Here is a 15,947-nt window from a genome sequence, read left to right as displayed (position 1 = left end):
TTTTTACATACATATATCACTACCTGCAAAGGGGTCTAAAATTTTGCCTTGAGTCAATCCATATTTTGCAAATAACAGTTGAACTAGAGATGCGGAAAAGGCTTCCTTATACTTATACCAACGATAAATAGGTTGAGTTTTTTTCGCCTGAAAACTGACTAACAGCCTGGTTAGTGATGGTTCGATTAAAAATTTGTTTTGAAAGGAATTATGTAATTGTTGATCAAGATGGTTAACTTCCCGGATATCTGCTATGTTTTCGACTGCCTTTTCTCCTGATGAGTTATAATTAGAGATTCCCCACATTATCTAAACCCTAGAAACTGCCACATTGCTGACAGACTCAATGCCTCTAATCATACAAGATAGAGGCATAACCCCAGATACAAAAAACAAGTATGCTTCCAATGAGTTATCACAGAGAATAAATTTAGTTTTGACAACTAAAACATAGCGAATTTCTTGATGTTCTAAAATCAGAGAATTAATCATTGATTCTAGGGGGTCAATGGAAAATGACTGCTCGGAAACGGTAATCATACTTCCCATTAAGTTCCCTAAAATCCCTAGAAAACTACTCAGTAAAATATTGCCAACTTCTGTCAAAACTTCACAGGCAGAAATATTCAGATGTTCAATAGGTTGTCTCGAATTGTGTCGGAGTAAATTAGTTAACATTACTGCCACGGGATAGTCAAGAAGTATTAAGGCATCTCCCGACAAGGAACCAGACAAAGTTTGACGGACATTAGCCACCTCATTAGCAAAGCAGTCAGCAAATTCGGTTTTACATTTACTCAGAGGATACAGCCAAACATTAGAAACATCCAAAATCACCGGACATTGAATTAATGCTGACAAGGAACTTGCTGGTCGTCTGGATAATATCATATTGATAAATCCAATGAGCGCATTCTGTTGTTTTTCTGTGAGCAGCATCACGAGAACTCCCAAACCCTAAAGAACATTTAAATTTATAAAGCATCTACGATCGCCTTAGCCATCTGATTAAGGGGAATACTGCGATCGCTCAAACCAGCTTCTACAACTGTTCTAGGCATCCCATAGACCACACAGCTTTCCTCAGCTTCCGTAAAAACCGAGCCACCGTGGGACTTAATCCAAGCGGCACCTTGTTTACCATCAGATCCCATTCCAGTCATAACCACACCCAAAACCCGGTCTTTATAGATCTCCGCCGCCGATTGAAACATCACATCCACCGATGGACGGTGAGGTAAATCAAAGGGTTTAGTGTGCAAATGGACAATTACATTTTGATCATGATTGCGTTTAAAACTCAGATGGTGTCCAGCCTGAGCAATTAGCACCTCACCTGGGCGCACCACATCTCCAGCTTGAGCCTCTTTAACATCAAGAGAACAAAGACGATCTAGGCGTTGGGCGTACATATTAGTGTATCCCACAGGCATATGCAAAACCACCACCACCGGAACTGGCAAATTTTCCGGCAATTGAGGAATTAAGAACGCCAAGGCTTGAGGGCCCCCTGTAGAAATTCCGATCGCCACCAATTCAATTTTTCCTGAACTAATAGGAGGGCGAGGTAATGGTGTTGATGAAGGAAATTCATGAATATTAGTGAGACATTGAATAGGGACAGTCGAGGCTGTTTTCACTTTCGCGATTAATTCATCACTAATATCAAACATTTTTTCCGTAGCGAGGGCCGTAGGTTTATGGACAAAATCCACCGCCCCAGCATCCAAAGCCGCCAGAAATTTCTCGCCTCCTTCATTAGCAATACTGACCACAATCACTGGTAGGGGACGGCGTGCCATTTGGTGTTTAATAAACTCCACACCGTCCATTTTAGGCATCAATAAATCCAAGGTAACGACATCCACCTGGTCGCCCAGCTTTTCAATTTTTTCCAAAGCATCCGCACCGTCATGGGCGACATCAACGACCTCAATAAAGGGACTACGAGACAGCATTTGTCTAATCACCTTACGGACATATGCTGAATCATCTACAATCAAAACTCGAATAATATTTTTCATCTCATGGCTCCTCTGTAGCTCTATATTTTATATTATATCAGGTCAGTTAACGTTTTTTTTGATAGGCAAATGCTTGCCTAATATCCACCAATTTAAAATCAGTTTCAAACTTTAACAGGGACTCAGATGCACTCACAAATAAATAACCAGATTCTGCCATTCTTTCCGAGAGTAGTTTGACAGTTTTCTGGATGGATTGATCGGAAAAATATATAAAAATATTTCGACAAAAAATAAAGTTAATATTTCTAAAATTAGCCATTTCATGAGGGCAAGTAATATTGGCAACTTGCCAAGTAATTCGCTTATGAATACTCGGTTTAATCCGCCAATTATTACCTTCTTTGTCAAAATATTTGTCCTGAATTTTAGGAGGAGTTGCCCGAAATGAATATTGTCGATATAGTCCCTCCTTAGCCTTACTAATTGACCGAGGTGAAGCATCAGTACCGTAGATATTAATAGGCACTTTGTCAAACCAACCAGCCTCTTCTAAAGCCATGGCAATTGAGATAGGTTCCTCACCAGTCGAACAAGCCGCACACCAAATTTGAATAGGTCTAAAAATCGGCCAATCATCAGATTTAGAACCACCTTTATATTTGTCTATTAATGATGGCAACAACACATCAATCATCACCCTAACCTGGTCAAATTCCCGCCAGAAGAAAGTTTCCGAAACCGACAGGGCATCCATCAGGCATTTCCACTCACCATCAGCATCAGGATCATATTTTAGTAGATAATAGTAATCCAAAAATGAATCAAAATTCTTGTCTACTAATCGAGGATAAACCTTATCTGCCAACAGATCCCTTTTTCTAGATTCGTAGTACAAACCAGTTCGTTCGTGAATTAAATCTCGAAGAATAATAAATGTACTTTCCGATAGTTCTAGTGAGTCTGGGCGAAATGACATAGATCACATATAAATCCTGAGAATTAAGCATAAAATCAGGGGTAGAGTTAACAATGGACAACTATTAACTTCCCCATTCTATGGACTATTTTAAGAAGATCGTAGACCTCGATGAGCGGCGCGACGAATAGCCGGATATGGGTCAGTGCGAGCGAGTTTAGCTAATTTTTCATCGCAACTGTGATTTCCCAGATAAACTAAAGCGGTGACAGCGGCCAGACGGACATTTTTATCAGCATCATCCAAGGCTTCAATCAAAAACTCGGAAGCTATGGGATGCTTAAAACGCTTGAGAACCTCGACCACAGAACAGCGAACCCCGGGATGGATATGTTTTAATCCCTGAGCGACCAATTCAATATATTCTCCCTCTAAACTTTCGGGACAATTGCGCCGGACCAAAGCATTAAGACAAGCCTCTCGAGTGCTAGGGTCAACGGTCAATTCCAGCAAGGCCGAAATGGCTTCTGGAGTAGCCAAACGAGAAAGGGACTCGATCGCCTCATAAACCAGACGTTCTTCGGGGTCAGCGGCGGCCATCCACTGCAAAGCTACCCCGGCTTCGGTTCCTCCCCTTTCACGAAAGGCATGGAGGGCATCAAGGCGACGTTCAGAGTTAGGAGAATTGAGAGCCGTCAGCAAAGGGGGTATAGCCTGAGCGCGGTTAATGCGCCCCAAAGCCCTCAAAGCAGCACGGGCCACATCTCCGCCTTCATCCTCCAACTCAGCCAACCCAGACAAAATCGGAGTAGCTCTCACACCAGCGATCGCCCCCAAGGACTCAGCAGCGATCGCTCTGACCGGATCAGCCGGGTCATGATTAGCCAGTTGTTTCAGGGCGGCAAAGGCACTATCAGCCCATTGATCAACATTGAGTTCAGCTACAGGTTCTGGTAGGGATGAAATCGAACCTGATTCTAGGATATCAATTAAAGTGTCACCGTAGCGACCAATAGAACGAGCCGCCTGATAACGAACCCAAGATTCCGGGTCATCCAACCCTTTTAGTAAATGAGGGACAGTTGCGATATTTTCCAATTCTCCCATAGCATGAGCCGCAGCCGATCGCAAAGAAGGCGAAGGGTGAGTCAAAGTTTGCACCAAGATCGGCAAAACCCGCTCATCCTCCAAATAGGGCAAATGTTCGAGCGCCGCCCGACAAACCCGTTCTTCTGGGTCTTGTGTACAAGCCAATAATCGGTCTTTGCAATTCTCAAAAGCAAAATACCCAGCAATTCTCACCGCCGACTCCCGTACCAACGGGTTAGGATCAACCAACAGATCATAAATCCGTTGAGGCATAGCTAGATGGCCCAAAGAATTGAGAGCAGCGATCGCCCCCAAACGCACCGCCGAGTCAGGATGTGCCAGTAACTCCAACAGCCCCTCAAAAGCGCGAGCATCCCCAATGTGAGCCAAAGCCGTAGTCGTCACCATCACCAGTTCCGGTTCAGCATGACCCAACAAAGACATCAAAGCCGGAACCGCCTGGGTGCTGCCTATACGTCCCAAAGCCATAACCGCCGCCTGGCGAGTTTCCAGGTCTCCCGCTTCCAACTGCATAATCAATAAAGGCGTTACCCTTCCCCCGAATGCAACCAAGGCTTCCATCACCTGATCGCGAACTTCGTGATTATTCAGGAGTTTTCCTAAAGTTTGCTCAATTTTCTCTCCTTCGAGCCAACCCAAGACCATCACCATCGCCCGTAACTCCGGCCCGGACAAAGATCCTTGTTCAATCTCTGCTAGGATATTTTCCACCCCCTGATCTTGTATCACTTGGCGGGTCAGGTCAGCGATATGTTGTCCTTCTTCGAGTTGTTTATAATTAGCGTAAATTTCCGCCAAAGCCAAAACAATTTCTGCGATCGATGTCAAAGGACGATTAAGTTGAGCCACCAAAGGCCCTACCGCATCAGCATCCGCAAACTTACCCAAAGCCGATACCACCGGACTACAAAGCAAGTCATCCTCTAATAGAGGCAGAAGTTTGGGAATAATCGTTGTATCGCCAATAGTCACCAAAGTTTCGATCGCCGGAAAAGCCAAAAAGAAATCCCCACTCGTCGCAATCTCAATCAAAGGCTCCACAGCCTCCTTCGCCTTCAGTTGTCCCAAGCTCTCAATGGCATGATAGCGAACATTGATATCTGGATCATTGAGCAAACCAATCAGAGGATCAATACCACGGGGGTCGTGGCGTTCTCCCAAAGCCAGAGCCGTATAAATTCGCAGATCTGGGTCTGGTTCTCCCAAGCATTCCACCAGAGCCGGAATTGGGTCTACATTACTGAGCGCCAGAATTTGTAGAGTCGCATTCAGAACATTCGGGTTGCGATGCTGTTCCCGCATCAATCGCAGTAGGCTACGGATAATTTCTGGGTCATCAGTTATCGCCAAGTTATCAACTGCTTCTCGGCGCAATTGCCAATTCAGGGTTTTTTGTAGCAATGGAACCAGTTGAGGAGCCAGTTTAGCATTAGCCATTTGCATTAGGGCATCAAGGGCAGGGAAAGCTAGGAAAAAGTCTTCTGACTCAGCGATTTTCACCAAGCCATCAACGGCTTCGAGCGCTTGTAGTTTTCCCAGAGCTTCAATAGCATGATACCGGACATTGACATTATCATCATCCAACATATCAATCAGGGCAGGAATAGCCCGGGGATCTTTCCTTTGTCCTAGGGTTTGCACCACATAAATCCGCAGATCTGAATCCTGTTCCTTCAGACAATCAATCAGAGCCGGCACTATATCAACCTGCGTGAGAGTCAGAACCTGTATCACACTGTTAAGGATATTTGGATTGTGATGTTGTTGTCGCAACAATTCCAACAGTTGCGCGTTCAATTCTGGCGCTTTAACATTAGTTAGGTGACGGGTGGCATTTTGGCGCACTTGCCAGCGATCGTCAGCCAGAGCAGCAATGAGGGACTCATGGACTGACGTATCAAATTCCGTTTCTTCCCCATCATTCGACCCTGTGCGAGCATTGGCTAATTCCCATTCTGCCTCCATGCGCTCCGTGACATCTTCTAAAGTAATCACCAAACCCACGATCGCCGTTTTTTCCCGCAAAGGTGCGATCGTTACCCTTTGCTGCATCGAGTCAAAGTATTGCGACGGGTTCCGTGGTGGGCACTTAATTAAATAATGATGAAAATCCGGCGCTAGGGTTTCGATAGTACCATCTTCCAGAACCTGATTAAAACGAGCCAGTAAACCCCTCGACTCCAAATCAGGAATTATCTCGGTCAACGGACAATCATAGACCTCTTCTGCCTCTAAGCCGCTCATCATAGCTAGTTGAGAATCCCAGGATCTCACCAATAATTTATCATCTGTTGTAAAAATACTAATCGTCATATTTTTAAGGGGGTAAGTTTTAATTTGGGCCGACAATTAACAATTTTAATTATCAATTTTAGCCCCCTCTCAACAATCGAGAGGGTTCAGTCTAGGGATAGACTGTCCGCCTACCCCTAATCATTCCAGTCCCGTGCCAATGTCAGCAGATATTAACTGTTATTAGCTGTTAAATGCCAACCTTTAAAACCTCCATCAGTGCTTGAGTGTGTGACAGCAAACCTTGAGCCGTTTCATGAGTTTTGTGTACCCCTGAACTGTTATTTTTGGCAATAGTTTGCAATTCGTCTATACGGGCCAGCAGATTACTAGAAACTTCCGAATGATCTAAATTAGATGTGCGGATCAAAGCTATTTGTTTGGCAATACTACGAGTAGCTAAATTCATCTCCTGCACCGCCCTACTTTGTTCCTCCATAGCCTTAGCTACCTGTTCCGACTGCGTTTGAATACTCTCCACAGCTTGGCTAATTTGGTTAGCACTGCTACTCTGTTCAGTCATCGATCGCGTCACATTAGTAATTAATTGCGACAGTCGCTCCGACTCCTTCGAGATTTGTTCCCCTGCTGTGGACTGTTCCGCTAAAGCACGGTTCGTGCTAATCACCCCTCGGCGCATCGACTCTACCGCCTGCATAATTTGTTGAGCGCCCTTATTTTGTTCAAAGGTAGCCTTACGAATTTGTCCGGCTAAATTATTGGTATTTTGAGCCGCCTTAATCACATCCCTAGCCGCTCGCGCCTGTTCTCCCATAGCCTGGGTAACTTGTTGAGCAATTTGCCTCATGTGTCGGGTGGACTGCACAATTCCCTGAGTAGTTTTGGCTTGCTCATGGGTAGCAATCGCTACCTCTTTCGCTTGGGTAGCAGTCGTATTAATAGCCGTTACCACCCGCTGTCCAGCCGTCAGTTGCTCTTGAGAGGCGATCGCAATTTGGTTCATTAATTGGGTCGTTTGTTCAACTCCTCCCAGAATTTGTTTAAGACCCGATAACCCATCTTCCGCCAGAGTCCCACTCTCTTCCGCAATTCTTAGCCCATCATTAGATGTACTCACGGCATCTTGCACCACCGACTGTAATGCCTTAATAATCGCAGCTATATCGAACGTGGCTTGGGCGGCGCGATCGGCTAAATTGCGGATTTCTTCAGCAACTACAGCAAACCCACGCCCCGCTTCTCCCGCACGAGCCGCTTCAATGGAAGCATTTAGCGATAGCAGATTAGTCCGTTCCGAGATTAAGTTAATTGTATCAACAATAGTGCTAATTTCATTAGTGCGTTTACCCATATCCCGCATTACATCAGCCGATTTAACCATTGATTCCCGCACTCGTGCCAAACCTTGAATCGCTTTTTCAATGGTTTTACCCCCCTTGTCCGCATCAACTCCCACAGCACGGGTAATTTCATTGGCTTTTTGGGTTAAGCCGTTAATTGATTGGATAGAGTGATCGAGTTGTTCCGCGCTCGTGGCTGAGTCCGTCGCTACCTCCGTAATTTGTTCCGCGTTATTGGCTACCCCCTGCACTGATTGGGCAATTTCCTCAATAGATGTTGATACCTCTTCTACAGTCGAAGCCAGGTTTTCAATAGTTGCTGATACCTCTTCGATAGATGCCGCCATCTCGTTGATAGACGCGCTCGTTTCTTCAGATGCAGCCGTTAAATCATCCGCATTGTTAGCCACTCCCCCAATCGAACTCGTCATTTCTTCCATAGAAGAAGCCGTCTGATTTACCGATACCGTTAGATTTTCCGTGTCGTCACTCACGTTTCTAATGGAAGTCGTCATTTGGGTCATCGAAGCGATCACCTGGGTCGCAGAAGTCGCCATCTCTTGGGCATTTGCTGCTACCCTAGTTGTGTTGCTGGTACTCTCCTGAATTGATGTTACCGTTTGGCGCACTGCCGTCGCTAGTGCCGCACTACTCGCCGACACCTGTTCAATGGATGCGGCCATCTCATTGACCGAAGAAACTAATTCTTCTGTCGAACTCGCTACTGATTCCGCTTGGAGTGACGTTTCTCCCAGGGATTTATTCATCTGGTTGATCCCGTTGGAAGTGCGATCGAGTAGTTGCAGTTGAGATTCTGCCCCCTCCGATACCTGTTTCGCTATTTTGGCGATCGCGATCGCCACTGTATTTACGCGATCGGCATTTTCCCTTATTTCCACCATTTCCAATTTCAGTTTTTCCCTCTCTTCTGATGCTGAGAAATTCTGGAAATTGGCAGCTTCCAGATAACCATTATCTGCCTTTTTCTGGTTTTTAGATTTTTTACCCATTTTCAACTAACCTCATTTACTCTCAAGACCAACAAAAACACCAACATACAGCCAGAAACCGTGTCAGACCCATACCCTCCCCCCATCAACTTTAGGGACTCCTTTCTGATACTAATTCTGGTAACACTAATAATTCCGACACATTGAGAATTAATATTACTCGTTCTCCTAAAGTAGCAATTCCCGCCAAATATTTTCCACTCAAGCTAGAAATTCCCTCCGGTGAAGGCTGAATAGTTTGTGCCGGAATTGATACAAACTCCCTCGCTGTATCTACAATTAAACCCACTGTCCGCTCATTAGTATTAATCACGATTAGTCTACTTCGCAGGGTATACGCTATTTTGCCAAATCCAAATCGTACCCTTAAATCAATTGCGGGAATCACTTGACCCCGCGAGAATACCACCCCCACCACAAAAGACGGAGAGTTGGGAACCGGCGTAATTTGCTCGACCATTTCCATCTGTTGAACCATATCAGAGGGAATACCATAGGTGGTATGGTCAAGTTCAAATAAAATAAAAGGTTGAGATGTATCTGCTGATTTATTCATAAGATGAAAGTTGATTGATACCCTAATTTATTGTCTGTATATAATGACCCTGAAATAAATCAAAATTAGGCTCACTAAATCATCATTAAATTAACCGGAATTAATGAATTGTTGCGGCTTGATAATCTTAGGGATTTTGCTGCTAATTAATGTGGAAACATCCAGAATTAATACTACTCTACCATCACCTAATTCTGTAGCTCCCGCAATTCCCGGACTTTGCAAAAATGGATCAGTTAACGGCCGCACCACAATTTCTCGTAGTCCTAAGATCCGATTCACGACTAACCCGGTGGAATTAACGCTATTACCAATCACCACAATAGTTAGTTTTTCGGACTCGTCTGTAGTCACCACACAGTTAAATAGACGCGCTAAATATCTCAGGGGGAAAACATGACCTCGATAGGAGATTATTTCCTGATCTTCCAGGCGAATAATTCCCTTATGCTCAACAGATAATACCTCCTGTATAGAGGATTCGGGAATGGCAAAGGTTTGACCACTGACTTCTACAATCAGAGCATCAGTAATCGCTAAAGTTAACGGCAAATCAATAATAAAATGACTGCCTTTTCCTTTTTTAGTGGTGAATTTCACACAACCACCTAGTTCTTGAACCGTGTTTTTCACGATCGCCATCCCCACACCCCTACCACTAGCCAGATCCGCTTCTTCTTTGGTGGAAAAACCCGAGGAACATAACAGATCGAGTATAGTCTGGGAATCATAGTTATCCGGATCATTAGTTTCCGATACAGAATCCGACAACAAACCCTGTTGTTTTGCCCGTTTTAACACCCTATAAATATCGACTCCCTGACCATCATCTTCAATTTCAATAATCACCATTTCCCCCGCCGTAGAAGCACGTAAGGCGATCGCTCCCATCGCAGATTTTCCCGCTTTTAGCCTTTCCTCCGTTAATTCGATACCGTGACTAACTGCATTACGCACTAAATGCAATAACGGGTCCATCATGCGCTCAACCACAAACTTATCAATTTCCGTCTCCGCCCCGGAAATTTCCAGCGCCACCTGTTTTCCCGTTAGTCGCATCAGATCCCTAACTACAAACTGCATCCTCGCGAAAATTTCCGCAATCGGAACCAGTCGCACCTGCATCACCCCCTGACGCAGATCCCGCAGTTGTCGTTCTAAAGTTAGGTTAATCTCCTGTAAAGTTCGCCGCCGAGCAGCCGGGAAACTTGGGGGTAAATTTTTCAGGTTTTCCTCCAGTCGTGCCCGCGTAATTACCAATTCTCCCACCATCCGCATGAGTTCATCAAGTTTCGGTAGGTCTACCCGTACTAAGTTAGACCCACTAATCAGGGGACTCGTTGACTTAGCCGGAGAGATATTATTACTGGTTTCGGCTTCTGATGTCTCCAATACTTCCGCTGGCGCTGGCGCAGTTTCTGTCCGCTCTTCTGACTCTTTCCTCTCTGACTCGGTACGATTGACCACCGTCCCTATAGCTTCAACTTCCCCTGGCGCTTCCGCTGTTGCTGGCGCTTCCGGTTCCCTTGGGGGTTCAACTTTTAAGTTAGATGAGCCACTGTTGGCTTCAGAAACTGGACTGGGAATTTGATATGGTTCCCCTGTCAGATATTTCAATTCAGAGCCTAAATCGTGATTTTCCGCCTCCTGGGTTGCTAAAATAAAATCAAACAGGATTTTCTGATTGGCATTTAGACGGGGAGACACATAAATCAATTCACCGATCGCTTGCAGTTGTTCCCGAATTGCATTAACTCCGATGCCCTGTTTGGATAGCTCTGTACTAGGAGTAAAGACAAAATGCCAGATCTGTTTTCCTTCACTGACTAGCGCCTCCAGTCGTTTCTTTTCCTCTGGTTTCAGCTTCACCTCAAAGGGGGTAATAGCTGCCGTTGGAGTTTTAGCCACCACAGGAGGGTTACAGGCTTCCAATTGGCTGATAATTTCGTCAATATCCGGGGGGTCTTCCTTGGTGCGATAGGCTCCGATCGCCCTCTCCAGGATTTGAGTTCCTGACATCAGAGCATCAAAACCCTCTGGTTTCAGGGAGATTTGACCATCTCTTAGCGATCGTAGATAACTCTCCATTTGGTGAGCCAGTTTCTCCGCTTCCCGCACACCCACCATCGCCGAAAGTCCTTTAATTGAGTGAAAGCTGCGGAACAGTTCGTTAAGAATCGATCCCTCAATTTGGGGCTGATTCATACAAGACTCTAGCGCCAAGAGTTCCCGCCGCACCACCGCCAAATGCTCTTCACACTCAGCAAAATAATCATCTAAAAATTCATTAAAAAAGTTGTTGCTTTCTGTAGGACTAGATACGATCGCCTTGGTACTCTCTTAATGGACATTACTCCAACATGGCTCTGATAATAAATTGACAATTTCCCCCGATAACGATTTCGGATGAAATGGTTTAGTTAAATAGCAAGCCGCCCCCGCCGCTATCGCTTCAGTTCGACTTTCATCATCTCCTTTAGTCGTTAAAATTACAATCGGTGTTTCCCTATATTGCGGGTGATTTAGCACAAATCGCAAGACTTCCAGACCGTGCATATCTGGCATATTTAAGTCTAAAATCATTAAGTCAAACGGCGCTATTTCTAATTGTTCAATAGCTTCTAATCCATTCCCTGCCTCGCTAAAAGCTACATCTTTAACATCCCTGAGAGATGCCATTACCATTTTTCGCATGGTTGCGGAATCATCTACAACTAGAATCCGTCTCATTTTTATGGACTCCTAAGGATTAATACGCTGGGTTTCGTCCCACAGCTTTTGACTGATGGATCGCTAATGGTTTCCCATAACCTTAGCCTAGGTTTCAATCAATCTGGCTGTGGTGGTACCGATTAACAAAGCGTCCCTCCCAGACTACCAATTTAATGGGGTTATCAACTCACTACCGCACCTCTGAACTTATCTATTAACCCCAATCAACTGATTGTCCAATTTTTCTACCTCAATTTTGGTTGATTGTCGGGGAGAAAAAATCTTTCCCCCTTCCGCAATTTTCTGGGATAGAACGCAATTTTTATTATATTCTATACCAGTTAAACTGCTACAAAAATGTTGAAAAAATTAACACAACTATATAAGTTCATAGGTCAGATCACACTATCTCAAAAGTAAAAAAATTATTAAGTTTTCTGGAGTATTAATAAACCTCCCCCTACTGGGGGAGGGTAAGTGGCCGGAATTTTGGCTAACTAAGCCACTAACACCTGAGTTCCGGGTAGCATTTCCAAACTATCGCCCATAGTTTGACCATTATGGAAGGCGGCGAGAATCACATCGCTAGTTTTTCCCCAAGCGATCGCCCCGGAAGCATCCAAACCGATCGCCCCCAAGTCCCGCTGATGATCATTAGCCTCCACAAAAGAACGTTCAAAAGCCGATCGCAAAGACAAACCATCTCCGACGCGGATCACAATTTTGGCCGCAAGACACTCATCAATAATATCCTCGCCGATACCCGTACAACTCACCCCCGCCTGAGCTGTGGCATAATTACCAGCAGGCATAGCCGAATCACTAACCCGACCAATGCGTTCAAACCCCTTACCACCAGTAGAAGTTCCCGCCGCGAGGCGACCATTTTGGTCTAAAGCCACCACCCCGATAGTGCCGCGACCAGCTTCATCATCAGAGGTTTCGGCGACCACATTCGCCATTTTGCGGTTAAAATCCTGCTTGCGGTCTTCGATCCACTCATAAAGACGGCGATCGGTTAGGGGGTCAAAAGGCGCTATATTCAACTCCCGCAACAGTTCCGCCGCCCCATAGTCCGATAAAACGCGATCGGGAGAGGTTTGCAGAAACTTAGCCAACTCAATCGGGTTTTTCAGCCTAGAGACATTAATCACCCCGCTAAAGCGTTGTAAACTGCCATTCATCAAAGCCGCACTCATGCGGATCTGTCCGTCAGACTGCAAAACCGAACCCACCCCAGCATTAAATAGGGGATCATCTTCGAGAAGTTGACAGCCACGAATCACCGCATCCTCAGCAGTGGTACCCTTTTCGAGTAAGCCATAAACCTCCCTGATCACCTGATAGAGAGATTTGCGAACAGTTTCCACGCCTCCTTTTCCTTGGAGAGAACTACCCGCCCCACCATGTATGATTAGTTTTGGTTGCACATTAACACCCATAGCTGTACAATTTACGGGGATATTTCCCCTTTAATCCTGTTCGTTGCGTCGGCGACGGCAACGCTCGGAACAGTATTTAACCTCATCCCAACAGTTAGCCCACTTTTTGCGCCAAACAAAAGGGCGATCGCAGACTGGGCAAATTTTCTGAGGCAAGTCTGACTTAGCCCGCTGACGTGCCATACTAGAACATTGATCGCTCGCTTATTATATCAGCGGTTATTATAACAATGCTAGAGACTCAGTGGGAAACCGCATTAACTACAATTAGGATTGTATTAGTTGAGCCGGCGGGAGCCTTAAATGTGGGGTCGATCGCCAGGGTCATGAAAAACATGGGGTTAACCCAAATGGTACTCGTAAGCCCCCACTGTGACCCCATGAGTTGCGAAGCTAAAACTATGGCAGTTCATGCCCAAGATGTTTTAGAATCAGCCCAGATAGTAGACAGTTTACCCCAAGCCTTAATCGGATGCCAAAAGGCGATCGCCACCACCGCTCGCGATCGTAGTTTTGACAGAACCCTCGAACACCCCAGAACCACCCTCCCCTGGCTACTCCAGAGCCCCGCCGCCCTCATTTTCGGTCCCGAAGATCGTGGCTTGAGCAATACAGAACTAAACTATGCTCAAAGGATAGTTCGCATTCCCAGCAGCAGCGCCTATGAATCCCTAAATTTAGCCCAAGCCGTAGCCGTCTGCTGTTACGAACTCTCACTAAGCGCTCAAACCCTCATCGATAGCAGTACATTACCCACCCCAGAACCATCAGAACCATTATCAGCCACCCTCGACCAACTCGAAGGATACTATCAACAACTAGAAACCCTCCTACTCAAAATCGGTTATGTATACCCCCACACCGTCAGCAGTCGTATGGAAAAATTTAGGCATTTATTTAACCGCGCCCAGCCATCTAGTACAGAAGTTGCTATGCTACGGGGAGTTATCTCTCAGGTAGAATGGGCATTAACTGTTAAGCAACATCCGCCCAGTTAATGCTAATCTCAATATCGTTGATTCTCAGGCTCAACTGTCCATTCCTAAGAAGCGCGATAGTGGGTAACAATTAATAACCGTCTCCGGTGAAATTTCCATAGTCTATTGTTCTCTTTGATGATTTTTAGGTGTTAGGTGTGGCTCACCGATATCCCCGTCGCTCATTTTTATCCTTTTTTTCCCAATGGGGGGCTAAGTCCCAGAAGTCGAAAGGCCCTCAATCTCGTGATCAGCGTCGTGGCCGTTCCCCTAGTCCCACTTCTCAATCACGATCATCCTCACGGAGACCTGTATCCCCCAACCGTTCCCAACCCGGTCAAATTCCCCCCATACATATCCCTGAAACAGCATATTTAGACCCCGTGTTAGATCAACTCCGACAAAAACCCCCCATTACCAGAAACCGGAAACAGACACCTCAGCTACCACCACCAAACTCTAAAAAACGCCGTCGGGGAAAACCTACACCGCGTCAGGGAGTTAGTAGCAGAAAACCATCTAACATAGTCCCCTTAAATAGGTCTATCACTCCCCAACCATATCCGAATCTTCAGCCGACCATGCAACCCCTTACCCCTGTTAAAAAGCGGGTGGTAAGGCGTACCCGTCGTCGTGTCTCTCCTATAGTTTATGGAACCCGTTTGCTGATTTTAGGCATTGGTATTGGGGTAATTTCAGGAACAGTCCTCTCAATTCTCAACTCCTTGGGGCGTGCTACCGCTGACGCTAGTTCTATTGAGAATTTGGAAACACAGGAAACTAGGATTAACAGCCCAATATCTACTAGGATTTTGCCGCTATCTCTGCAACTAAACCGCGAAATCAAAGACTTAAAAAATCAACTGGAATCTGTGGCGGCTACATCCCCTGATGTTAGCCCGGCTTTGATGTTTTTAGACCTGAATACTGGCGGATATGTCGGTTTAAGAGAACAGTCTATAGTTCCGGCAGCTAGTACGATTAAGGTGCCGATTTTAGTGGCGTTTTTTCAAGCTGTTGATGCTGGAGAAATTCGCCTAGATGAAATGCTGGTAATGACGGAAAATCACCAGGTGGGAGAAGCGGGGATTATGCAATATCAGCCCCCTGGGACTGAATATACAGCCTTAGAAACTGCTACTAAAATGATGACAATTAGTGATAATACGGCGACTAATATGATTATAGATCGCCTGGGAGGGTTTCAGGTTCTTAATCAAAGGTTCCGCAGTTGGGGTCTGACAGATACTATGGCGCGTAACCCTTTACCTGATATTGAAGGGACTAATAAAACTACCCCTAGGGATATGGTTAATCTTTTTAGTCAAATTCACCAAGGGGGTTTACTGTCAATGACATCACGCGATCGCCTCTTGCGAATTATGACAGAAACTGAAAATAATCACCTGTTACCTAGCGGGGTCGGTAATGGGGCGGTGGTCGCCCACAAAACCGGAACCCTAAACATTATGTTAGCTGATGTGGGTATAGTGGATATGCCCAATGGTAAACGCTACATTTTAGCTATTTTAGCAGAAAGAACTAATGGCAACCAAGCCGCTGAATCAATGATTCAAAAAATGTCCAGACAAGTCTATGAGTATATGCTGGCTAAAACATCGGAAACCGTCACTCCAGAATTACCAGAAAATTAGGCTGTTGAA

General features: G+C 45.4%; 13 protein-coding genes. 2 read left to right on the top strand and 11 right to left on the bottom strand.

The genetic code is table 11. From position 1 onward, the window contains the following. Positions 1-3: 3 nt before the first annotated feature. The 11 genes from P5674_RS02965 to P5674_RS02915 all read right to left on the bottom strand — a co-directional run bounded on the left by P5674_RS02965 (position 4) and on the right by P5674_RS02915 (position 13,489). Complete coding sequence (locus tag P5674_RS02965) at positions 4-306, bottom strand: hypothetical protein (RefSeq protein WP_006619577.1); 303 nt, start codon at positions 304-306, stop codon at positions 4-6. A gap of 3 nt (positions 307-309) precedes the next feature. Beyond that, complete coding sequence (locus tag P5674_RS02960; protein ID WP_286167374.1) at positions 310-891, bottom strand: chemotaxis protein CheC; 582 nt, start codon at positions 889-891, stop codon at positions 310-312. Between the two features lie 83 nt (positions 892-974). Further along, positions 975-2,024, bottom strand: a complete 1,050-nt coding sequence (locus P5674_RS02955; RefSeq protein ID WP_006619579.1) for a protein-glutamate methylesterase/protein-glutamine glutaminase — start codon at positions 2,022-2,024, stop codon at positions 975-977. A 46-nt stretch (positions 2,025-2,070) separates the two neighbouring features. After that, a complete protein-coding gene (locus P5674_RS02950; RefSeq protein ID WP_006619580.1) occupies positions 2,071-2,943 on the bottom strand; it encodes a CheR family methyltransferase in 873 nt (290 codons plus the stop codon). 90 nt (positions 2,944-3,033) lie between these two features. After that, positions 3,034-6,306 carry a HEAT repeat domain-containing protein gene (locus P5674_RS02945; RefSeq protein WP_035737653.1) on the bottom strand — a complete coding sequence of 1,091 codons (3,273 nt, stop codon included), beginning with the start codon at positions 6,304-6,306 and terminating at the stop codon, positions 3,034-3,036. 169 nt (positions 6,307-6,475) lie between these two features. Further along, positions 6,476-8,596 (bottom strand): methyl-accepting chemotaxis protein, encoded by a 2,121-nt coding sequence (locus P5674_RS02940; protein WP_006619582.1) that lies wholly within the window; start codon positions 8,594-8,596, stop codon positions 6,476-6,478. 91 nt (positions 8,597-8,687) lie between these two features. Next, complete coding sequence (locus P5674_RS02935) at positions 8,688-9,152, bottom strand: chemotaxis protein CheW (RefSeq protein ID WP_006619583.1); 465 nt, start codon at positions 9,150-9,152, stop codon at positions 8,688-8,690. A 90-nt stretch (positions 9,153-9,242) separates the two neighbouring features. After that, the gene (locus tag P5674_RS02930) at positions 9,243-11,477 is read right to left on the bottom strand and encodes a chemotaxis protein CheA (RefSeq protein WP_315669793.1); all 2,235 of its coding nucleotides are present in this window, start codon (positions 11,475-11,477) and stop codon (positions 9,243-9,245) included. A gap of 15 nt (positions 11,478-11,492) precedes the next feature. Then, a complete protein-coding gene (locus P5674_RS02925; RefSeq protein ID WP_006619585.1) occupies positions 11,493-11,882 on the bottom strand; it encodes a response regulator in 390 nt (129 codons plus the stop codon). Positions 11,883-12,361: 479 nt separating this feature from the next. After that, complete coding sequence (locus P5674_RS02920) at positions 12,362-13,306, bottom strand: isoaspartyl peptidase/L-asparaginase (RefSeq protein ID WP_006619586.1); 945 nt, start codon at positions 13,304-13,306, stop codon at positions 12,362-12,364. A 30-nt stretch (positions 13,307-13,336) separates the two neighbouring features. After that, positions 13,337-13,489, bottom strand: coding sequence for a DUF2256 domain-containing protein (locus P5674_RS02915; RefSeq protein ID WP_315669785.1), 153 nt, complete (start codon positions 13,487-13,489; stop codon positions 13,337-13,339). Between the two features lie 47 nt (positions 13,490-13,536). On the opposite strand from P5674_RS02915, the gene P5674_RS02910 reads away from it, so the two are divergent. Continuing rightward, entirely contained in the window at positions 13,537-14,304 is a 768-nt protein-coding gene (locus P5674_RS02910) for an RNA methyltransferase (protein WP_006619588.1), read from the top strand. Between the two features lie 137 nt (positions 14,305-14,441). Continuing rightward, positions 14,442-15,938: a serine hydrolase gene (locus tag P5674_RS02905; protein ID WP_014274356.1), complete on the top strand. Its 1,497-nt coding sequence runs from the start codon at positions 14,442-14,444 to the stop codon at positions 15,936-15,938. Positions 15,939-15,947 lie beyond the last annotated feature (9 nt).

This window comes from Limnospira sp. PMC 289.06 (assembly GCF_032350395.1).
In the GTDB taxonomy this organism is placed as follows: Bacteria; Cyanobacteriota; Cyanobacteriia; order Cyanobacteriales; family Microcoleaceae; genus Limnospira; species Limnospira platensis.
Note: the sequence above shows the minus strand (reverse complement) of the source record. Positions and strands in the feature narration are given on the sequence as shown.